A 20,368-nucleotide genomic window follows, 5' to 3' on the forward strand; every position below is an offset into this window, starting at 1 on the left:
GTGGAACGTAACAAGGATGAAAGAGGACCGAAAGAGTTTGCAGAATATTTCTGCAAAGGCCGACGATCGTTACATTCACGTGTCCGCACGGTTGCCGTCAAGCCTCTTGACGAGAGACGGAAAACCCTGCAGAGGCGGCCCATCGCACGCGATCGTCACGGTTCGACGGCCCGACCGGGTGCCGGGCAGAGGACCGCAAGTCCTTGCAAGGCCTTTCCGCGACGCCTGCCGGAACTGCTGCGTCCGGCAGACCGGACGACGTACGGGCGCGGCGCCGGACGGCGTGCGGGCGGGGTGTCCTCGTACCGCCGGAGCATGGGGACGGGACCGGCCCGCGCGGGTCCCCCGAGGCCCGGCCGGGCGCGGGGTGTCCGACTCCGGCCGATGGTGGGCAATCCGACATACGCCCGGTACAGTCCACTTCCATGACCGCACGGCTTGCCGATATCGCAACTCAGGCGGGGGTCAGCGAAGCGACGGTCAGCCGCGTGCTGAACGGCAAGCCCGGTGTTGCGGCGGCCACCCGCGAATCCGTTCTGGCCGCGCTCGACGTCCTCGGCTACGAACGCCCCGTGCGGCTGCGCAGGCGCAGCGCGGGACTGGTCGGGCTGATCACGCCCGAGCTGGAGAACCCCATCTTCCCGGCGCTGGCCCAGATCATCGGCCAGGCGCTGACCCGGCAGGGCTACACCCCGGTGCTGGCGACCCAGACCCCGGGCGGTTCCACCGAGGACGAGCTGACCGAGATGCTCGTCGAGCGCGGGGTGTCCGGCATCATCTTCGTCTCCGGGCTGCACGCGGACACCTCGGCCGACATGCGGCGCTACGAGCAACTGCGCGCCAAGGGAGTCCCGTTCGTCCTGGTCAACGGCTTCTCCCCCGAGGTGCGGGCGCCGTTCATCTCACCGGACGACCGGGCGGCGATGCGGCTCGCGGTGACGCATCTGGTGTCGCTGGGGCATCAGCGGATCGGGCTGGCCGTCGGCCCGAAGCGGTTCGTGCCGGTGCTGCGCAAGATCGAGGGCTTCCGCGCCGTCATGCGGGAGCAGTCGGGGGCCGGGCCCGACGAGACGGAGGAGCTGATCCAGCACTCGCTGTTCACCCTGGAGGGCGGGCAGGCCGCCGCGTCGGCGCTGATCGAGCGGGGGTGCACGGCGGTGGTGTGTGCGAGCGACATGATGGCTCTCGGCGCGATCCGCGCCGCCCGCCGGCTGTCGCTGGAGGTGCCGCGCGATCTGTCGGTGGTCGGTTTCGACGACTCGCCGCTCATAGCGTTCACCGATCCGCCGCTGACCACGATCCGTCAGCCGGTGACGGCGATGGGCCAGGCCGCCGTGCGCACGCTCCTGGAGGAGATCGGCGGCACACCGGCCCCGCACAGCGAGTTCGTCTTCATGCCCGAGCTGGTGGTCCGCGGCTCCACGGCGGCGGGTCCCGGACCGGCCCGCTCCGCGACGCCGTCCGCCGGGGCCGTACCGGCGGCGCCCGACCGCCCCTGATCCGGGTTCGTCCAGGCCCGTCGACCCCCGGCAGGGGCATCTCCCCACCGATGGGAAGATGATCGGGTGGGGAAACATTTCTGGCAGACTCTGCGCCTATGGGTGAATCGCGCGTGACATCACAGGAGGCCCGAACGGATGCCACCCCGTCACCCACCGTGGGCGGGGCGGCCCGCACCGTGACCGCGGAGCAGGACACCGGGCGGCAGGAGTCCGGCCCGGCAGGGCCATGTCCCCCGTACACGCGCACCCGGCGCCGGATGGCGCTCGTGCGGGCACGATCCCCGCGCCGTCCGCGCCTCTGGTTCGAAGTGCTGCTGATCGCGGTCAGTTACTGGGTCTACTCCATGGTGCGCAACGCCGTTCCGGAGCAGAAGGCCCAGGCGCTGCGCAACGCCGACTGGATCTGGTCGGCCGAGAAGCACCTGGGGATCGCCGTCGAGCAGACCGTCAACCACGCGGTGAACTCCGTGACATGGCTGATCGTGTCGATGAACTACTACTACGCGACCCTGCACTTCGTCGTGACCCTGGGCGTCCTGGTGTGGCTGTTCCGCCGTCACCCGGGCCGTTACGCGGCGGCCAGGCTGACCCTGTTCGCGACCACGGCCGTGGCGCTGCTGGGCTACTACCTGTTCCCGCTGGCGCCGCCCCGCCTCATGACGGGCGGCCACTTCATCGACACCGTCCTGGTCCACCACACCTGGGGTTCGATGGCCTCGGGCAACTTCAAGAACATGTCGAACCAGTACGCGGCCATGCCCTCGATGCACATCGGCTGGTCGCTCTGGTGCGGCCTGACCGTCTTCGCGCTCGTCTCCGCGCCCTGGGCCCGCATCCTGGGGCTGCTGTACCCGACGGCCACCCTGGTCGTGATCGTGGCGACCGCCAACCACTTCTGGCTGGACGCGCTGGGCGGCCTGCTGTGCCTGGTCTTCGGCTTCGCGGTCTCGTACGTCTGGTACGGGTCGCTGACGCACCGCCTCCCCCGGGCGGTGGGAACGCCGGCCGGGGTGCCACGGCCGGCGTTCCCACCCGCGGCCTGAACGCCGGGCCCGCCCGGAGCGGAGCCGGGGCCGGAACGCCGGGCTCCTCACCCCCGGTGCGCCACGCGCCCTCCGCAGACCGTGAACCGCACGGGCGCCTCCCCCGGCTCGTCCGCCGGGGCCTCGACCGGGTCCACGCCGAGGGCGGTGAGATCGGCCCGGCAGCCCGGGGCGATCCGCCCCGCGACCCGCTGTTCCCCGGCGGCGACGGCCGCGTGCGAGGTGCGAGGTGCTGCCCTCCAGCGCCATCAGTCCGCTCAGCGCCCGCTCGGCGGTGACGGTTCCGTGTCGTACGCGCCAGGCAGCCGTCGCAGCCGGCCCCCCGTCGCGCGGCCCTCGGAGCCTCCCCTCCCGGCGGCATCCGCGGGCGTCGCCGGGAGGGGCACAGGATCGCCTCACGCCCCGTAGAAGCGCTCCTCCATCACGGCGCGCGCCCGACGGGTGATCCTGCGGTAGTCGTCCAGCATGTCCCCGACGTGGCCCGGCTCGTACCCCAGGTACCGTCCCACCGCGGTGAGTTCGCGCGGGCCGGAGGGGAACGTGTCGCCCGGCCGGCCGCGCACCAGCATCACCGCGTTGCGGACCCGCGTCGCCAGCACCCACGCCTCGTCCAGCGTCTGCGCGTCCTCGGTCGGGATCAGCCCGGCGGCGCACGCGGCGGCCAGCGCCTCGCGCGTCCGTGTCGTCCGCAGCCCCGGTTCCGACCAGCCGTGCTGCATCTGCATCAGCTGGACGGTCCACTCGACGTCGCTCAGCCCGCCGCGCCCCAGCTTGGTGTGGAGCATCGGGTCGGCGCCGCGCGGCAGCCGCTCGGACTCCATCCGGGCCTTCAGACGGCGGATCTCCCGGACCGCGTCCTCCCCCAGCCCCTCCATCGGATAGCGCAGCGGATCGATCAACTCGATGAATTCGCGGCCCAGTTGTTCGTCGCCCGCCACCGGCAGGGCCCGCAGCAGCGCCTGGCTCTCCCAGACCAGCGACCAGCGCCGGTAGTAGGCCCCGTACGACCCGAGCGTGCGCACCAGCGGGCCGTTCCTGCCCTCCGGGCGCAGATCCGCGTCGATGAGCAACGGCGGGTCGACGGTGGGGAGCTGGAGGAGCCTGCGCATCTCGGCGACCACGGTGTTCGCGGCGCGTGCCGCCTCCTGCTCGTCGACGCCCTCGCGCGGCGCGTGGACGAACAGCACGTCGGCGTCGGAGCCGTAGCCGAGTTCGTGCCCGCCGAACCGGCCCATGCCGATGACCGCGAACCGGGTGGGCAGGGTGTCCCCCCATTGTTCGCGTACGGCGGCGCGCAGCGCGCCCGCGATCGTGACGGCGGTCAGATCGGTGACCGCGTCGCCGACCCGGTCGACGAGGGCGCCGGGATCCTCCTCGGCGGGGCTCTCCTCCGTCCCGTACGAGCTGATGAGGTCCGCGGCGGTGGTACGGAACAGCTCGCGCCGCCGCACCCCGCGCACCGCGGCGACGGCGGACTCGGCGCCGTCCGCCCGCCCCACGGCGGCCAGCACCTCCTGCTCCAGGTGCGCCCGCCCGCGCGGCCGCAGGCCCTGCGGGTCGCCGAGGATCGCCACCGCCTCCGGCGCCCGCAGCAGCAGGTCCGGGGCGAGCCGGCCGGCCGAGAGCACCCGGGCGAGGTTCTCCGCCGCCGCGCCCTCGTCCCGCAGCAGCCGCAGGTACCACGGGGTCTTGCCCAGGGCGTCGGACACCTTGCGGAAGCCGAGCAGACCGGCGTCGGGGTCGGCGGAGTCCGCGAACCAGCCGAGCAGCACCGGCAGCAGGGTGCGCTGGATGGCGGCCTTGCGGGACACCCCGGAGGACAGCGCCTCCAGATGCCGCAGCGCGGCGGCCGGGTCGGCGTACCCGAGGGCCACGAGCCGGTGCCGGGCCGCCTCGGGGCTGAGCCGGGACTCGCCGGGGGCGAGCTGGGCGACGGCGTCGAGCAGCGGCCGGTAGAAGAGTTTCTCGTGCAGCCGTCGCACCACGGAGGTGTGGCGCCGCCACGTCTGGTTGAGCTCGGTGATGGGGTCCGTGCGCATCCCGAGGGAGCGTCCGAGCCGCCGCAGGTCCGGTTCGTCCTCCGGGACCAGATGGGTGCGGCGCAGCCGGTAGAGCTGGACGCGGTGTTCCATGGCGCGCAGGAAGCGGTACGCGTCGTCGAGCTGCGCGGCGTCCACCCGGCCCACGTAGCCGCCCGCGGCGAGCGCCCGCAGGGCCTCCAGGGTCGTGCCGCTGCGCAGGGCGGAGTCGCTGCGGCCGTGCACCAGCTGGAGCAGCTGCACGGCGAACTCGACGTCCCGCAGCCCGCCGGGGCCGAGCTTGATCTCCCTCTCGACGCGGTCGGCGGGGATGTTGTCGACGACGCGACGGCGCATGCTCTGCACGTCGGCGACGAAGTTCTCGCGCTCCGACGCCTGCCACACGAGCGGGGAGACGGCCTCGACGTACTCCGCGCCCAGCTCGGGGTCCCCGGCGACCGGCCGGGCCTTCAGGAGCGCCTGGAACTCCCAGGTCTTGGCCCAGCGCTGGTAGTACGCGAGGTGCGAGGACAGGGTCCGTACGAGGGGCCCGTTGCGGCCCTCGGGCCGGAGGTTGGCGTCGACGGGCCAGATGGTGCCCTCGACGGTCGTGTCGGAGCAGATCCGCATCATGTGCGCGGCCAGCCGGGTGGCGGCCGGTACCGCCACGCCCTCGTCGACGCCCTCGGCCGGTTCCGCGACGAAGATGACGTCGACGTCGGAGACGTAGTTCAGCTCGTGCCCGCCGCACTTGCCCATGGCGATGACGGCGAGCCGGCACCGGGCGTCGTCCTCGGGCGCGGCCGTACGGGCGATGGCGAGCGCGGCCCGCAGCGTCGCCGTGGCGAGGTCGGCCAGCTCGGCGGCCGCCTCGGTGACGTCCGTCGTCCCGCACACGTCGCGGGCCGCGATGGCCAGCAGGCACCGGCGGTAGGCGACGCGCAGCGAGTCGGGGTCGTCGGCCCCGGCCAGCTCCCGCTCGAACTCGGCGATCCCGGGGTGCAGATCGGTGGCCTCGTACGTGACGAGCGCGTGCCAGTCGCGCGGATGGCGGACCAGATGGTCGCCGAGCGCCTCGGACGCGCCGAGGACCCCGAGCAGCCGGTCCCGCAACGGCTTGGCGGTGACGAGGGTGTCCAGCAGGGCCTGCCGCTCCTCCCCGTCCTGGGCCTCCACCAGTCGGGCGATCCCGCGCAGCGCGAGGTCCGGGTCGGCGGTGGCGCCGAGAGCGTCGAGGAGCACCGGATCGGTGCGCACGGACGACAGCGCGGGCAGGTCGAGGTGCCGCTCGGCGGCGGAGGGATCGGTGAATCCGTGCCGCAGCAGTCGGGTGAACGTACTGCTTCTGCGTCCCGGCGCCGTCGTCATTTCCGTGCTCTCCTGCTCGCCGCCCGTACACGATCCAGCGTTCCGAGCCTATCGACCTCGCCCGCGATTGGCAGTGGGAGGAGGAGCGGCGTCCGGGGCCTTCGAATCCAAGGCGGAGGAGGGAGTCGGATGGGGTCTCCCCTGCTCGAACGCAGCTGAGAGCTCGGGGAAGGAACATCGGCCACTGACGACAACGCCGGAGGCGGAGGCCCCGGACGCCGCGACGGCCGTTGACCATCGTGGGCGAGGTCGTGAGGGCTCTCCCGGAATCCCTGGCGGGCGCCCGACGACAGCCGCGGCGGCTCGCCGCGCCGTCGGGACGCCCGCGCACATCCAGTATGCGGGCGCAACTCCGCCTTGCGACGCACCACTTCCGACGCCGCACACTGATCCGCCGCGGTTCACGGGACGGCCCTCAGCCCGCGCCAGGGGATTCGGAGCGGGCGGCGTTCGGCTCGCGGGAGAACGGCGGCCGGCGCACGGACGCGGGAGGGACGGGCGCGGCGGGGGCGCCCGGCCGGGTCGCGATGACGACGGTGGCGCACAGCTCGTCGCAGGTGACCACGCGCGGGACCAGACCGGCGCGGGCGACGGTCTCCTCGGCCCGGGGCACCTGCCGCTCGCTCGTCTCGACCAGGAGGTGCCCGCCGGGAGCGAGCCAGCGCGGGGCCTCGGCGGCGACCCGCCGCAGCACGTCCAGGCCGTCGGCGCCCCCGTCGAGCGCCACGCGCGGTTCGTGGAGGCGGGCTTCAGGGGGGAGCAGTTCGATGTCGTCCGTCGGTACGTACGGCACGTTGGCGAGCAGGATCCCCACCCGGCCGCGCAGGGTGTCGGGGAGCGGTTCGAAGAGGTCGCCCTCGTGGACCCGTCCCGCGTCGCCGATGGTGCGGCGGGCGCAGCGCACGGCGGCGGGTTCGACGTCGGACGCGTGCAGTTCGATCCCGCCCGTGGCCGCGGCCAGCGCCGCGCCGAGCGCGCCCGACCCGCAGCAGAGGTCGACGACGACCGCCCCGGGCGCGGCGAGTGCGACCGCCTGTTCGACCAGGAACTCGGTGCGGCGGCGGGGGACGAAGACCCCCGGGTCCACGGCGATCCGGAGGCCGCCGAACTCGGCCCAGCCGAGGACGTGTTCCAGGGGCAGCCCGGCGGCCCGTCGTTCGACCATGGCGGCGAGTCCGGCGTGGTCGGTGGCCGCGGAGACGAGAAGATCCGCCTCGTCCTCGGCGAATACGCAGCCGGCGGCGCGGAGTGTGGTGACGATGGAGGAGACGACGTGCGACGAAACGTGAACCGACATGGGGCGGAGCCTTTCGGGGAAGCCGATGGGCGCTCCGCGGCCGATTATGTCGGGTCGGCCACGCGGTCGTGCGAAGTGAGCACCCGGTCTGACACAGCGTTGATGGGTCTCACCTCCTTGGTCGGTCCCGTACGGGGAGGCGTCACACTACCCCACTCGCGGCGCCGGACGACTCCCCTCGCCCGGTCCACTGTCCGGCGAAAGACGTGACACTACGTCAGTTAGTTACCTTCCCCTGAATGCCTGTTACCGGCTCGGGGGCGGCGGGCCCCCCACCCGCGCGGGCCCGCTCACCGCCGTGCCGACCGCGCTGCTGAGCCGTGACCCCGCGGTCCGCCCGGACGCCGACGAACTGGACCGGCTGCTCGCGCGGGTCGAGGCGGCGGCCGAGGCCCGGGCGGACCCGGAGACCGGTCCACGGTGGGACGCGAGAACCGGGACGCAGGCGGACGCGGAAGGGGCGGGCCCGCGTCGCCATGGACAAGGTCTGTCCGGGCCGCCCGTTCCGGTCTGACGGCCCACAGACGGCCCAGGACCAGGCGCGGCTGCGGGCGGGTCGCCTCTGCCGGATCGGGCGATCCACCCGCGTAGTACTTCGTGAGCCGCTGACCTGCGACTACAGCACCGGCAGCAGGTTCTTCAGCTCGAAGGCGGTGACCTCGCTGCGGTACTCCTCCCACTCCTGCTTCTTGTTGCGCAGGAAGAAGTCGAAGACGTGCTCGCCGAGCGTCTCGGCGACCAGTTCGCTCTTCTCCATCAGAGAGATCGCCTCGCCCAGGTTCTGCGGCAGCGGCTCGATGCCCATCGCGCGGCGCTCCGCGTCGGACAGTGCCCAGACGTCGTCGTCGGCGCCGGCCGGGAGTTCGTAGCCCTCCTCGATGCCCTTGAGGCCCGCGGCGAGCAGGACCGCGTAGGTCAGGTACGGATTGGCACCGGAGTCGATGGAACGGACCTCGACGCGGGCCGAACCGGTCTTGCCGGGCTTGTACATCGGGACGCGGATCAGCGCGGAACGGTTGTTGTGGCCCCAGCAGATGTACGAGGGGGCCTCGCCGCCGGCGCCCGCGGCGCGGGAGGAGCCGCCCCAGATGCGCTTGTAGGAGTTGACCCACTGGTTCGTCACGGCGGAGATCTCCGCGGCGTGGTTGAGCAGCCCGGCGATGAACGAGCGGCCGACCTTGGAGAGCTGGTACTCCGCGCCCGACTCGTAGAAGGCGTTGCGGTCGCCCTCGAAGAGGGAGAGGTGCGTGTGCATGCCCGAACCGGGGTGCTCGGAGAACGGCTTCGGCATGAACGTCGCCTGCACGCCCTGCTCCAGCGCGACCTGCTTCATCACGAGGCGGAACGTCATGATGTTGTCGGCGGTGGAGAGCGCGTCCGCGTACCGCAGGTCGATCTCCTGCTGGCCGGGGGCGCCCTCGTGGTGGCTGAACTCGACCGAGATTCCCATGGATTCGAGCATGGTGATCGCCTGGCGCCGGAAGTCCATGCCGACGTTCTGCGGGGTGTGGTCGAAGTACCCGGAGCTGTCGGCGGGGGTGGGCCGGCTGCCGTCGACGGGCTTGTCCTTCAGCAGGAAGAACTCGATCTCCGGGTGGGTGTAGAAGGTGAAGCCCAGGTCGGAGGTCTTGGCGAGGATCCGCTTCAGGACGTAGCGCGGATCGGCGAAGGACGGCGAACCGTCGGGCATCAGGATGTCGCAGAACATCCGGGCCGTGCCGGGTGCCTCCGCGCGCCACGGCAGGATCTGGAACGTGCCCGGGTCGGGTTTGGCGATCATGTCGGACTCGTACACCCGGGCGAAGCCTTCGATGGCGGAGCCGTCGAAGCCGATTCCCTCGTCAAACGCCTGTTCCAGTTCGGCGGGGGCGACGGCGACGGACTTGAGGTAGCCGAGGACGTCGGTGAACCACAGCCGTACGAAGCGGATGTCGCGCTCCTCAAGCGTCCTGAGGACGAATTCCTGCTGCTTGTCCATAGCCACATCCTTGCAGTTCAGACGGTCTGTGCACCACCGCCCGGGGTAGGGGAGGAGCTCCAGTATCACGACCCGGGATTTCACCCAGATTACGCACATGGAGTGAGATGGAGCACCCGGCCACCCACTACGATCTGCGCCCATGGCACGCGTGGGGCGGAGCCGCTCGGCGGCGGCCCGGGGCGTGCCGGTTCCCCGGTCTTTTCCGTCCCTTCCCGCTTCCTCGCAGAAGGACCCGACGACATGAGCCTCGACCCTCGGACCCGCCCGGAGCAGACGCGCGACGCCGACCGCTCGCGTGACCGCCGCACCCGTGTCACGGCCATAGTCCTGGGCGTCCTCGCCGTCGGCCTGGTCGGGTTCGGCTCGTACACCCTGCTGAACGGGTCCGCGGCGGCGGAGAACAAGCGGGGCGTCCACGCGGACGACGCCAAGGCACCCGCGCCGGACCGGAACGGAGCGGGCCGGAACGAACCGGAGCCGGACGGGCCGGGGCGGAACGGGTCCGCCGACGGGCCGATCCGGGGGCTGAAGACGTGGGACGCGTCGAAACTGACCCGCAAGCACGTCGACGGGCCCGTCGCGTACCCCATGAAGCCCCCGGTCGGCGGTGACCACAACCCGGTGTGGATGAACTGCGACGGCGAGGTGTACGAGAAGGCGATCCCCGATGTGAACGCCGTGCACTCGCTGGAGCACGGAGCGGTGTGGGTGACATACACGAACAGAGCCGCGGACGCCGATGTCGCCGGGCTCGCCGAGCGGGTCGGCAGGACGCCGTACTCGCTGATGAGCCCGTACGAGGGCCAGGCCGGCGCGATCATGCTGACCGCCTGGGGCAACCAGCTGACGGTGGACGGCGCCGACGACCCGCGGGTCGACCGGTTCTTCTCGGCGTTCGTGCAGGGGCCGCAGACGCCCGAGCCCGGCGCGACGTGCTCGGGCGGGCTGGGGGCCTCGTGACCGGGGTACGGCGCGACCGGCGCGTGGCAGTACGGGCGGCGGGCTCCGCCGCGCTGCTCGCGCTGCTGTTCGCGGGGGCGGCGACGCTCGCCTCCGCCCGGGACGACGGGGCCCGTGACGACGACGGGGCGAATGGCGACGGGGCGAGGGGCACCCACTCCCCCACCGCTCTCCGCGTGCCCGGGGCGGACTCCGCGGACGCCGGCTTCGCCCGGGACATGGCGGTCCACCACCAGCAGGCCGTGGAGATGTCCTTCATCGTGCGCGACCGCACCCGCGACGAGGAGGTTCGCCTCCTCGCGTACGACATCGCCAACACGCAGGCCAATCAGCGGGGCATGCTGCTCGGCTGGCTGGACCTGTGGGAGCTGCCGAAGACGGCCCCCGGCGGGCAGGGACCGATGGCCTGGATGGCGGACGGCCACCCGGGACACACGGGGAACGCCGGCCACGCAGGTCACGCGGGACACGCCGGGCACGCGGGACACCCGCCCCGCGACGGTTCCCTCATGCCCGGCATGGCCACCCGGGCCGAACTGGACCGGCTCCGCACGGCGAGCGGCAGGGACGCCGAGGTCCTCTACCTCCGGCTGATGACCGACCACCACCGCGGCGGTGTCGACATGGCCCGCGGCTGCGTCCGGCTGTGCACGGTCGGGGCGGAGAAACGGCTGGCCCAGGGGATGGTGGAGGCCCAGCGGTCCGAGCTGGAGGCGATGGCCGCGATGCTGGAGGCGCGCGGGGCGAAGCCCCGGTCATGAACGGCCCCGGGCTCCGGCATCGAAGTGCCGTCTGCCGTGCGGGGCACTTCGAGCCGGGACCTGGCGGTTCCCTCCGGATCCCGAATGCACCCGAACGGGCGATAGCGGTCGCATGTCCCGAACGGACGTACGACGATGGATGTTCTCGGGAGTGAACGGCATGCCCGTCGGCACGCAGGAGGAATCCCTCATGACCACTGCGAAGGACATCATGCACACCGGGGCCACCTGGATCCCCGCGCACGAGACGCTGGACCGGGCCGCGCAGCTGATGCGCGACCATCACGTGGGCGCACTGCCCATCTCGGCCAGCGGCGAACAGGACCGGATGATCGGCATCCTCACGGACCGCGACATCGTGCTCGGCTGCGTGGCGGAGGGACGCGATCCGTCGAGGGTGACCGCGGGCGACCTCGCCCACGGCACACCGCGCTGGATCGACTCCGGCGCGAGCGTGGACATGGTCCTGGAGGAGATGCAGACCCACCAGATCCGTCGGCTTCCGGTCGTCGAGAACAAGAAACTGATCGGCATGATCAGCGAGGCCGACCTGGCGCGGCATCTCTCCGACGAGCAGCTCGCCTGCTGGATGGAGAAGGTGTACGCGCGCGGTTGACGGGTCCACGCAACCACACGCGTCCCGGACTCGCGTTCGACCGGCCCGGCACCCCGCCCCGCGGGGTCGCCGGGCCGCTGCGTGCCCGCCCCGCCGAGCGGGCGGGCGTCCGCCCGCACATCTCGCTCCGGCCGGGACCACGCACCCGCGCCGATACGTTTCCTCACAGCCCTGCCGGGCGTCCTCGCACCCCGTCCGGCCCCCACGCTTCCGGCCGTCTTCCCGCGCGCGGGGTACCCAACCGGGGTAAGGTGCCCGACATGACCCTGAGTGAATGTGCGACATACGGACAGTTGTCCCTGTTCGTGGCGCTGCTCATCGGGATCGCCCGCCTCCTCGCGGGTGTCGCGGCGCGGATGCCGTCGAAGCCGTGGCCGCTCCCCCGGCCCGGTCCGGCTTTCGGCGCGCCGTCGTCGGTGCTGCGCATGTCGTCGGTGCTGTGCATACGGAAGGGGCACCTCCCCCCTCCCCCGCAGCCCGCCGTACCGACAACACCTCGAGGTGCTCTCCGTCATGCGCACTCCACCCACCCGACGCGCCGTGCTCGGCGCGGCCGCCGCCACCGCCGGTACGGCGTTCCTGGCCTCCTGCTCCGGTGAATCCGACCCGGACCGCCGCGCCCCGCAGAGCGGTGGCGCGAACGCCGGCGGCCCGGAGCACGGAATCCCCCACCACGGGAAGTCCTGGGACGAGTACGTCTCCCCCGACGGGAAGGAGGTCGCCGAGGCCGAGGCCAAACGACGCTCCGGTCCCCTCCGGAAGTTCCACCTCACCGCCACCCCGTCCCGCCTGGACCTGGGCGGCGGCCTCGTCGTCGGCTCCTGGGCCTACGAGGCCCGGCTGCCCGGCCGGGAACTGCGGTTCACGGTGGGCGACAACGTGGCGCTCACGCTCGCCAACCACCTCCCGGAGGCCACCACGCTGCACTGGCACGGCCTCAACGTGCGCAACGACATGGACGGCGTCCCCGACCTCACGCAGCGGCCGATCAAGCCGGGCGGGGAGTTCGCCTACCGCTTCAAGGTGCCGCACCCCGGGACGTACTGGTTCCACCCGCACACGGGCGTCCAGCAGGACCGGGGGCTGTACGCACCCCTGATCGTGGAGGACCCGAAGGAGACGCTGAAGTACGACAAGGAATGGGTGGTCGTCCTCGACGACTGGGTGGACGGGGTGGGCGGCTCCACCCCGGACTCGGTACTCGACGAGCTCAGCGGCGGCCGGGGCGGCATGGACCACAGCGGGAAGCGCCACGGCTCCATGAACCGCACCGAAGGCGCGGACGAGAAGGACGAGGAGGGCAGGGCGGACGAGACGGACGGCAAGAACGACGCGGACGACACCCGGCGCGGCGGCGCCTCAGGCTCGCCCGGCTCCCCGGGGCGGCGCTCCGGCCCCTCGCGGATCATGCGGCACGGCTTCAGCCAACTGCTCGACAGCCACGGCGGAAACGTCGACTACCCGTACTACCTGATCAACGGCCGCGTCCCCAAGGCCCCCACCACCTTCCTCGCCAAGCCCGGCGAACGCATCCGGCTGCGCATCATCAACGCGGGCGGCGACACCGCCTTCCGGGTCGCGCTCGGCGGCCACCGGATGACGATCACCCACACCGACGGCTACCCGGTCCAGCACACCACGACGGACGCCCTGGTGCTGGGCATGGGAGAGCGGTACGACGTGATCGTCACCGCCAAGGACGGGGTGTTCCCGCTGACCGCGCTCGCCGAGGGCAAGCGGGCGACGGCCCTGGCCCTGCTGCGCACCGGGATGGGCGCGCCGCCCGCCGCCCATGTGCGGCCCAAGGAGCTGAACGGGAAGCTGGTGGAGGCCACGCAGTTGTCGCCGCACCCGTCCGTGGCCCTGTCCGCCCGGAAGCCCGACCGGACCATCCGCTACAAGCTGACCGGCACGATGAAGGCGTACGACTGGGGCTTCGACCACGAGCCGTACTCGCCGGAGCGGCGCCGCCCGGTCGCGGCGGGCGAGCGCGTGAGGCTGGAGTTCTTCAACATCACCTCGATGTGGCACCCCGTCCATCTGCACGGGCACTCGTTCGGGCTGGTGGGGTCGGCGGGTCCGGGGCACCGCGCGTCGCACCGGCGCGAGTGGCAGTGGGCGCGCAAGGACACCGTGATCGTCCGGCCGAACACTTCCGTTGCGATGGAGTTCGAGGCGGACAATCCCGGCCTGTGGATGCTCCACTGCCACAACATCTACCACTCGGACGTGGGCATGATGACGGTCCTCGGCTACCTCCGCTGATCCCCACGGGCCCCGTCGCGTGCCTCGCCCCGGCGGGGTGCCCGGCGGCGCCCGCGTTCCCCGCCGGGACATCGCGTCAGTCAGACGATTACACTGGTGCGCGTGCCTCAACTACGTCTCGCACTGAATCAGATCGACTCGACCGTCGGTGATCTCTCCGGCAACGCCGAGACGATCGTCCACTGGACCCGGCACTCCGCCGAACAGGGCGCCCATCTGGTGGCGTTCCCCGAGATGACGCTGACCGGCTACCCCGTCGAGGACCTGGCCCTGCGGCCGTCCTTCGTCGAGGCGTCGCGCCGGGCGCTGCGCGCGCTCGCCGCCCGGCTCGACGCGGAGGGGCTCGGGGAGCTGCCGGTCGTCGTCGGCTACCTCGACCGTTCCGAGGCGGCCCAGCCGCGCTACGGCCAGCCGGCGGGCGCCCCGCAGAACGCCGCCGCCGTGCTGCACCGCGGGCAGGTCGCGCTGACCTTCGCCAAGCACCACCTCCCCAACTACGGCGTCTTCGACGAGTTCCGCTACTTCGTGCCGGGCGACTCGATGCCGGTGGTACGGGTGCACGGCGTGGACGTGGCGCTGGCGATCTGTGAGGACCTCTGGCAGGACGGCGGCCGGGTGCCGGCCGCGCGGGCGGCGGGCGCGGGGCTGCTGCTGTCCATCAACGCCTCTCCGTACGAGCGGGACAAGGACGACACCCGGCTGGAACTGGTCCGCAAGCGGGCCCAGGAGGCCGGCTGCACCACCGCGTACCTCGCGATGATCGGCGGCCAGGACGAGCTGGTCTTCGACGGCGACTCCATCGTCGTCGACCGCGACGGCGAGGTGATCGCCCGTGCTCCGCAGTTCGCCGAGGGCTGCGTGGTCCTCGACCTGGACCTGCCGGCCGCCGCGACCGGGGCCGACGCGGCGTCGGGCGTGGTGAACGACGGGCTGCGGATCGACCGCCTGGTGCTCTCCGAGGACCCCGTCCCCGCGTACGAGCCGGAGCTGGCCGGGGGGTACGCCGAGCGGCTCGACGACGACGAGGAGCTGTACTCGGCGCTGGTCGTGGGCCTGCGGGCGTATGCCGCGAAGAACGGTTTCCGCAGTGTGCTGATCGGGCTGTCCGGCGGCATCGACTCGGCGCTGGTCGCGGCCATCGCCTGCGACGCGCTGGGCGCGCAGAACGTGTACGGCATCTCGATGCCGTCGAAGTACTCCTCGGACCACTCCAAGGGCGACGCGGCCGAACTGGCCCGCCGCACCGGGCTGAACTTCCGCACCGTACCGATCGAGCCGATGTTCGACGCCTATATGGAGTCGCTGGGGCTCACCGGTCTCGCCGAGGAGAACCTCCAGTCCCGGCTGCGCGGCACGATGCTGATGGCGGTCTCCAACCAGGAGGGCCAGATCGTCCTCGCGCCGGGCAACAAGTCCGAGCTGGCGGTCGGCTACTCGACGCTGTACGGCGACTCTGTCGGGGCGTACGGGCCGATCAAGGACGTCTACAAGACGTCGGTCTTCCGGCTCGCGAAGTGGCGCAACCGCGCCGCCGAGGAGCGCGGGCAGACCCCGCCGATCCCGGAGGCGTCCATCACCAAGCCGCCCAGCGCCGAGCTGCGCCCGGACCAGGTCGACACGGACTCGCTGCCCGACTACGACGTGCTGGACCGGATCCTGGAGCTCTATGTCGACCAGGACCGGGGGCTGGCCGACATCGTCGCGGCGGGCTTCGACGAGGCGCTGGTGGCGAGGACCCTGCGGATGGTGGACACGGCGGAGTACAAGCGGCGGCAGTACCCGCCGGGCACGAAGATCTCCCCGAAGGGCTTCGGCAAGGACCGCCGTCTGCCGATCACCAACCGGTGGCGCGAATCGGTCTGAGCGACGGGCCGGCGGGCCGTCGTGGGCGGGCCGGGCAACGACCGGCCCGGCAGCGGCGGCCCCGTCGTCCGCGGACCCGGCAGGCGGCAGTACCCGGCTGAGCCGTGGTGCGTCGCCGCGCCGCGATGCCGGTGAGCTGCGACTCGCGCTCCCCGTCGCCCGCACGGACACGCCCGCGCTCCCCGGCCCCGGATCCGACGCCGAGACCGGGTCCGGGCAGGCCGGGAGCGAGTGCGCGTCAGAGCTGGACGCGCGCCGCGATGGGGAGGTGGTCGCTGTCCGTCGCCGGGAGCGTCCACGACGACACCGGCTCGACGCCCTTCACGAGGATCTGGTCGATCCTCGCCATCGGGAAGGACGCCGGCCAGCTGAAGCCGAAGCCGTCGCCCGCCGCGCCCTGGGTGGACCGCAGCTGCGAGGTGACCGCGTTGAGCGAGCGGTCGTTCATCGTCCCGTTGAGGTCGCCGAGCAGGATCACCCGGTCGAGCCGTTCGTCGGCGATGGCCTCGCCCAGGGTGTCGGCGCTGTCGTCGCGCTGGTTGGCGGTGAACCCGGCGTGCAGCTTGACGCGTACGGACGGCAGGTGGGCGACGTAGACGGCGACATCGCCCTCGGGGGTCGTCACCGTGGCACGCAGTGCCCGGGGCCAGCCCATCTTGATGTCGACCGGCCGGGCGTCGCGCATCGGATGCTTGCTCCACAGGCCGACGGTCCCCTGCACCGAGTGGTACGGGTAGCGGTCGGCGAGCGCCGCCTCGTACTTCGCCACCTCGTCGTTCGGCAGTTCCTCCAGGGCGATGACGTCGGCGCCGGAGTCCGCGACCTTCCGGGCGGTACCCGCGGGGTCGGGGTTGTCGGCGTTGACGTTGTGGCTGGCCACGGTGAGGTCGCCGCCCTCGGCCGACTTACCGGTGAGCAGACCGCCGAACAGGTTGAGCCAGACCGCGACCGGCAGCAGCAGGGCGATCAGCGCGGTCGCCGAGCGGCGTACCAGGGCCAGGACCAGCAGCAGCGGGATGAGCACGCCGATCCACGGCAGGAACGTCTCGGTGAGGCTGCCCAGGTTGCCGACGGCGTTCGGGATCTGCGCGTGGAAGACCATCACGAGGGTCACGAGGACCGAGCAGACGGCCAGGACGACACCGCGCCGCCAGACGCCTCTGGCCCGGCTCCACCGGTCGCGCAGGTCCCGGACACGGGGCCCGGTGCTCCGCGCCTCCGCGCGGTCGTTCCCGGTGTCCGCTCCGTACGCCTGCACCATCGCGCTGTCCTCACTGCCTTGCCGTACGTGTCGCCGTGCTCCCGACCCTAGGCGATGCGCGGCGTGTTCCCGACCGTCCACGACGGCGGTACTGCCACAAGGACGAAGGGCGGGGGCCGATGAGTTCCGACGGGGCCGGCTCCGCCGGGGCTTGTGACAGAACGATCACACTCCACGGGTCCGGCCGCGCTCACTCCACCGGTCTTCCCCGGTCTCCCCGGGTCGGCTTCACCCTCACGGGCTCCGGGCGCAGGCGCCGCCGCCGTCGCCGTCCATGGGACCGGTCCGGTCAGGGGCGGGCCGGCGCCAGCCCCTCGCGCCGCGCCGGGGCCGCGGTACGGGCTTGTGCGGGCCCACTTCCCGCGGACGGGCACGGGATGCCACCATGGAACCGGTCCGGGGACGCCGTCAGGGCGCCTCGAGATGACGAAGGAGCCGTAGGCACATGTCGCTTCAGGCTGCGCGGAACACGTCCGCCACACCCGCCGCGGGAGCCGCCGCCGACAGCAGCAAGGCGCTGTACGGGGGCAAGAGCACCCGCCGCATCACCGTCCACGACATCGCCGCCGCCACCGGGCGCGGCGAGAAGTGGCCCATGCTCACCGCGTACGACGCGATGACCGCGTCCGTCTTCGACGAGGCCGGTATCCCGGTCCTGCTCGTCGGCGACTCGATGGGCAACTGCCACCTCGGTTACGAGACCACCGTGCCCGTCACGATGGACGAGATGGCGGTCCTCTCCGCCGCCGTCGTACGGGGCACCACGCGTGCGCTGATCGTCGCCGACCTGCCCTTCGGCGCGTACCAGGAGGGTCCCGTCCAGGCCCTGCGCAACGCCACCCGGCTGATCAAGGAGTCCGGTGTCGGCGCGGTCAAGCTGGAGGGCGGCGAGCGCAGCCACGAGCAGATCCGGCTGCTGGTCGACGCCGGCATCCCGGTGATGGCCCACATCGGTCTGACCCCGCAGTCCGTGAACGCGATGGGCTACCGGGTGCAGGGCCGTGGCGAGGAGGCCGCCCAGCAGCTGCTGCGCGACGCCAAGGCCGTGCAGGACGCGGGCGCGTTCGCCGTCGTCCTGGAGCTCGTCCCGGCCGAGCTGGCCGCCGAGATCACCCGCGCCCTGCACATCCCGACCGTCGGCATCGGCGCCGGTCCGGACACGGACGCCCAGGTGCTGGTCCACACCGACATGGTCGGGCTGACCGGCGGCAGGATGCCGCGCTTCACCAAGCAGTACGCGAATCTGCGCAAGGTGCTGGGCGACGCGGCGAAGGAGTACGCGGAAGAGGTCGTCGGCGGCGCCTTCCCGGCCGCCGAGCACACCTTCCACTAAGAGGTCGCGTCGACCGGCCCCGCCCGTGACCCGTCGGGGCCCGCACAGGCCACTGCCCGCACCACCGACAGCCCGCCGACCTCCCCCATCGGCGGGCTGTCGGCCTTCCACCGGTCCCTCCGCCGGCCCGTTGCCGATGCCTTGTCGGCCCCATGTCGGCCCCGTGTCGGCCTGTTGTCGGCGGACTGTCGGTGGCGCCTGTTCCCATGGTGGACATGACGCGAAACGACAAGAACCCCAGGAACGGCACCCATGCCGTGGAGGTCCGGGGGCTGGTCAAGCACTACGGCTCGACCAAGGCTCTGGACGGCGTGGACCTCGATGTCCGCGAAGGCACCGTGCTCGGTGTGCTCGGCCCCAACGGCGCGGGCAAGACCACCCTTGTGCGCTGCCTGTCCACCCTGATCGTCCCCGACGCCGGGCACGCCGTCGTGGCGGGCTACGACGTGGTGAAGCATCCCCGGCAGCTGCGCCGCACCATCGGACTGACCGGGCAGTACGCCTCGGTCGACGAGAAGCTGTCCGGCTGGGAGAACCTCTACATGATCGGGCGGCTGCTCGATCTGTCGCGCAAGGCCGCCCGCGCCCGGGCCGACGAGCTGCTGGAGCGGTTCTCGCTCACAGACGCGGCCCGGCGCGCCGCGATGGACTACTCCGGCGGCATGCGGCGCCGCCTCGACCTGGCCGCTTCGATGATCGGCCGCCCGGCCGTGCTCTACCTGGACGAGCCGACGACGGGGCTCGACCCCCGGACCCGCAACGAGGTCTGGGACGAGGTGCAGAGGATGGTCGCGGAGGGCGCGACCGTCCTGCTCACCACCCAGTACATGGAGGAGGCGGAGCAGCTCGCGAACGAGCTCACCGTCATCGACAGGGGCCGGATCATCGCCAACGGCGGGGTCGACGAACTCAAGGCGAAGGTGGGCGGGCGCACCCTGCAGATCCGCCCCTCGGACCCGGCGCAGCTGCCCGCGATGGCGCAGGCGCTGCGGGAGACCGGCCTGGACGGGGTCGCGGGCGCGCAGGCGGTCCCGGACGAGGGACTGCTGTACGTGCCGATCCTCAGTGACGAGCAGCTGACCGCCGTCATCGGCCTGCTCGGCGCCCGGGGCTACGCGCTGGCGCACGTCGCCACCGCACTGCCCAGCCTGGACGAGGTGTTCCTGGCCATCACCGGCGAGAAGAGCGCTTCCGCCACCGACACGATCCCCGCGGAGGTCGCCGCATGAGCACGAGTACGACGATCCAGCAGCCCGCCACGACCGGCCGGGCCCCGTCCGCCGCGCCGAGGGCCCTCGCCGGCGAGGGCCGGATCGGGCTGCGCGCCAGCCTGCGGCACATCGGCGCGCTGATGCGGCGCAACGTGCTCCAGATCAAGAAGGATCCGGAGTCGATGTTCGATGTGCTGCTGATGCCCATCGTCTTCATCCTGCTGTTCGTGTACGTCTTCGGCGGGTCCATCGGCGCGAGTCTGGGCGGCGACCGGCAGACGTACGTCAACTACGTGGTCCCGGGCATGATGGCGATGCTGGGGATGAACATCGCCACCGCGGTCGGCACCGGGGTCAACGAGGACTTCCGCAAGGGGGTCATGGACCGGTTCCGGACGATGCCGATCGCCCGGTCGTCGGTCCTCGTCGCGAAGATCGTGGTCGAGCTGGGCCGGATGACGGTGGCCACGGCGATCCTGCTGGGCATGGGCTTCCTGCTCGGCATGGAGCTGAAGACCTCGGTGCTCGGCCTGCTCGCGGCGGTCGGCCTCTCGATGGTGTTCGGCGCCGCGATCATGTGGATCTTCATCCTGCTGGGGCTGTCGCTGAAGTCCGCCCAGGCGGTGCAGGGGATGGGGTTCCTGGTGCTGATGCCCCTGCAGTTCGGCTCCTCGATCTTCGCCCCGACCGCCACCATGCCCGGCTGGCTCCAGGCGTTCACCGACTACAACCCGCTGTCCAACCTGGCGGACGCGGCGCGCGGGCTGATGATCGGCGGACCGGTCGCCCACGCGACGTGGCTCACACTCGGCTGGGCGGTGGCGATCACCGCTGTGGCGGCTCCGCTGGCGGTCTCGAAGTTCCGCAGGAAGAGCTGAACCGGTGCGGG

The 20,368-nt window shown here is 72.1% G+C and carries 16 protein-coding genes; 11 read left to right on the forward strand and 5 right to left on the reverse strand.

Annotated elements, in window-relative coordinates:
• The first annotated feature begins 425 nt into the window (after positions 1–425).
• Together ACFYXM_RS01630 and ACFYXM_RS01635 are read left to right on the forward strand one after the other, a co-directional pair.
• The gene (locus tag ACFYXM_RS01630; protein WP_389285805.1) at positions 426–1,499 is read left to right on the forward strand and encodes a LacI family DNA-binding transcriptional regulator; all 1,074 of its coding nucleotides are present in this window, start codon (positions 426–428) and stop codon (positions 1,497–1,499) included.
• A 98-nt stretch (positions 1,500–1,597) separates the two neighbouring features.
• Positions 1,598–2,545 carry a phosphatase PAP2 family protein gene (locus ACFYXM_RS01635; RefSeq protein WP_389285807.1) on the forward strand — a complete coding sequence of 316 codons (948 nt, stop codon included), beginning with the start codon at positions 1,598–1,600 and terminating at the stop codon, positions 2,543–2,545.
• Between the two features lie 47 nt (positions 2,546–2,592).
• Here ACFYXM_RS01635 and ACFYXM_RS01640 read toward each other — a convergent pair whose 3' ends face one another.
• From ACFYXM_RS01640 to ACFYXM_RS01650, 3 genes are all read right to left on the reverse strand, one after another.
• Positions 2,593–2,721 carry a hypothetical protein gene (locus tag ACFYXM_RS01640; protein WP_389285938.1) on the reverse strand — a complete coding sequence of 43 codons (129 nt, stop codon included), beginning with the start codon at positions 2,719–2,721 and terminating at the stop codon, positions 2,593–2,595.
• 219 nt (positions 2,722–2,940) lie between these two features.
• The gene (locus ACFYXM_RS01645) at positions 2,941–5,931 is read right to left on the reverse strand and encodes a bifunctional [glutamine synthetase] adenylyltransferase/[glutamine synthetase]-adenylyl-L-tyrosine phosphorylase (RefSeq protein ID WP_389285808.1); all 2,991 of its coding nucleotides are present in this window, start codon (positions 5,929–5,931) and stop codon (positions 2,941–2,943) included.
• 415 nt (positions 5,932–6,346) lie between these two features.
• Positions 6,347–7,228, reverse strand: coding sequence for a putative protein N(5)-glutamine methyltransferase (locus tag ACFYXM_RS01650; RefSeq protein ID WP_389285810.1), 882 nt, complete (start codon positions 7,226–7,228; stop codon positions 6,347–6,349).
• A 298-nt stretch (positions 7,229–7,526) separates the two neighbouring features.
• Between ACFYXM_RS01650 and ACFYXM_RS01655 the strand changes: the two genes are divergently transcribed.
• On the forward strand, positions 7,527–7,742 hold the full coding sequence (locus tag ACFYXM_RS01655) for a hypothetical protein (protein ID WP_389285811.1): 216 nt from the start codon (positions 7,527–7,529) through the stop codon (positions 7,740–7,742).
• A 102-nt stretch (positions 7,743–7,844) separates the two neighbouring features.
• On the opposite strand, the gene glnA is transcribed toward ACFYXM_RS01655, so the two are convergent.
• Positions 7,845–9,206: a type I glutamate--ammonia ligase gene (gene glnA, locus ACFYXM_RS01660; RefSeq protein WP_389285812.1), complete on the reverse strand. Its 1,362-nt coding sequence runs from the start codon at positions 9,204–9,206 to the stop codon at positions 7,845–7,847.
• A gap of 243 nt (positions 9,207–9,449) precedes the next feature.
• Here glnA and ACFYXM_RS01665 point away from each other — a divergent pair, with 243 nt between their 5' ends.
• The 5 genes from ACFYXM_RS01665 to ACFYXM_RS01685 all read left to right on the forward strand — a co-directional run bounded on the left by ACFYXM_RS01665 (position 9,450) and on the right by ACFYXM_RS01685 (position 15,674).
• Positions 9,450–10,169: a DUF3105 domain-containing protein gene (locus ACFYXM_RS01665; RefSeq protein WP_389285814.1), complete on the forward strand. Its 720-nt coding sequence runs from the start codon at positions 9,450–9,452 to the stop codon at positions 10,167–10,169.
• Positions 10,166–10,930, forward strand: a complete 765-nt coding sequence (locus ACFYXM_RS01670; RefSeq protein WP_389285816.1) for a DUF305 domain-containing protein — start codon at positions 10,166–10,168, stop codon at positions 10,928–10,930. Before ACFYXM_RS01665 ends, ACFYXM_RS01670 begins: the two co-directional genes overlap by 4 nt.
• Before the next feature lie 190 nt (positions 10,931–11,120).
• Positions 11,121–11,546, forward strand: coding sequence for a CBS domain-containing protein (locus ACFYXM_RS01675; protein WP_389285817.1), 426 nt, complete (start codon positions 11,121–11,123; stop codon positions 11,544–11,546).
• Between the two features lie 513 nt (positions 11,547–12,059).
• The gene (locus tag ACFYXM_RS01680) at positions 12,060–13,811 is read left to right on the forward strand and encodes a multicopper oxidase family protein (RefSeq protein WP_389285819.1); all 1,752 of its coding nucleotides are present in this window, start codon (positions 12,060–12,062) and stop codon (positions 13,809–13,811) included.
• Positions 13,812–13,913: 102 nt separating this feature from the next.
• Positions 13,914–15,674 carry an NAD+ synthase gene (locus tag ACFYXM_RS01685; protein WP_389285820.1) on the forward strand — a complete coding sequence of 587 codons (1,761 nt, stop codon included), beginning with the start codon at positions 13,914–13,916 and terminating at the stop codon, positions 15,672–15,674.
• A 238-nt stretch (positions 15,675–15,912) separates the two neighbouring features.
• Here the strand turns inward: ACFYXM_RS01685 and ACFYXM_RS01690 are convergent, their stop codons facing one another.
• Positions 15,913–16,935, reverse strand: a complete 1,023-nt coding sequence (locus ACFYXM_RS01690; RefSeq protein ID WP_389285822.1) for an endonuclease/exonuclease/phosphatase family protein — start codon at positions 16,933–16,935, stop codon at positions 15,913–15,915.
• A 445-nt stretch (positions 16,936–17,380) separates the two neighbouring features.
• Between ACFYXM_RS01690 and panB the strand changes: the two genes are divergently transcribed.
• The 3 genes from panB to ACFYXM_RS01705 all read left to right on the forward strand — a co-directional run bounded on the left by panB (position 17,381) and on the right by ACFYXM_RS01705 (position 20,357).
• Positions 17,381–18,268 carry a 3-methyl-2-oxobutanoate hydroxymethyltransferase gene (gene panB / locus ACFYXM_RS01695; protein WP_389285824.1) on the forward strand — a complete coding sequence of 296 codons (888 nt, stop codon included), beginning with the start codon at positions 17,381–17,383 and terminating at the stop codon, positions 18,266–18,268.
• Positions 18,269–18,474: 206 nt separating this feature from the next.
• Positions 18,475–19,497, forward strand: a complete 1,023-nt coding sequence (locus ACFYXM_RS01700; protein ID WP_389285827.1) for an ATP-binding cassette domain-containing protein — start codon at positions 18,475–18,477, stop codon at positions 19,495–19,497.
• Positions 19,494–20,357 (forward strand): ABC transporter permease, encoded by an 864-nt coding sequence (locus tag ACFYXM_RS01705; protein ID WP_389285829.1) that lies wholly within the window; start codon positions 19,494–19,496, stop codon positions 20,355–20,357. Before ACFYXM_RS01700 ends, ACFYXM_RS01705 begins: the two co-directional genes overlap by 4 nt.
• Positions 20,358–20,368: the final 11 nt, after the last annotated feature.

It is taken from the genome of Streptomyces sp. NPDC002476 (assembly GCF_042889785.1).
Lineage (GTDB): Bacteria > Actinomycetota > Actinomycetes > Streptomycetales > Streptomycetaceae > Streptomyces.

What these genes read in the sequence shown, in the direction of transcription:
- ACFYXM_RS01680 (WP_389285819.1), top strand. Translation starts at nt 12,060, where the DNA reads ATGCGCACTCCACCCACCCGACGCGCCGTGCTCGGCGCGGCCGCCGCC.
- ACFYXM_RS01700 (WP_389285827.1), top strand. Translation starts at nt 18,475, where the DNA reads ATGGTGGACATGACGCGAAACGACAAGAACCCCAGGAACGGCACCCAT.
- glnA (WP_389285812.1), bottom strand. Translation starts at nt 9,206, where the DNA reads ATGGACAAGCAGCAGGAATTCGTCCTCAGGACGCTTGAGGAGCGCGAC.
- ACFYXM_RS01675 (WP_389285817.1), top strand. Translation starts at nt 11,121, where the DNA reads ATGACCACTGCGAAGGACATCATGCACACCGGGGCCACCTGGATCCCC.
- ACFYXM_RS01635 (WP_389285807.1), top strand. Translation starts at nt 1,598, where the DNA reads ATGGGTGAATCGCGCGTGACATCACAGGAGGCCCGAACGGATGCCACC.
- ACFYXM_RS01650 (WP_389285810.1), bottom strand. Translation starts at nt 7,228, where the DNA reads ATGTCGGTTCACGTTTCGTCGCACGTCGTCTCCTCCATCGTCACCACA.
- ACFYXM_RS01665 (WP_389285814.1), top strand. Translation starts at nt 9,450, where the DNA reads ATGAGCCTCGACCCTCGGACCCGCCCGGAGCAGACGCGCGACGCCGAC.
- ACFYXM_RS01690 (WP_389285822.1), bottom strand. Translation starts at nt 16,935, where the DNA reads ATGGTGCAGGCGTACGGAGCGGACACCGGGAACGACCGCGCGGAGGCG.
- ACFYXM_RS01630 (WP_389285805.1), top strand. Translation starts at nt 426, where the DNA reads ATGACCGCACGGCTTGCCGATATCGCAACTCAGGCGGGGGTCAGCGAA.
- ACFYXM_RS01645 (WP_389285808.1), bottom strand. Translation starts at nt 5,931, where the DNA reads ATGACGACGGCGCCGGGACGCAGAAGCAGTACGTTCACCCGACTGCTG.
- ACFYXM_RS01705 (WP_389285829.1), top strand. Translation starts at nt 19,494, where the DNA reads ATGAGCACGAGTACGACGATCCAGCAGCCCGCCACGACCGGCCGGGCC.
- panB (WP_389285824.1), top strand. Translation starts at nt 17,381, where the DNA reads ATGTCGCTTCAGGCTGCGCGGAACACGTCCGCCACACCCGCCGCGGGA.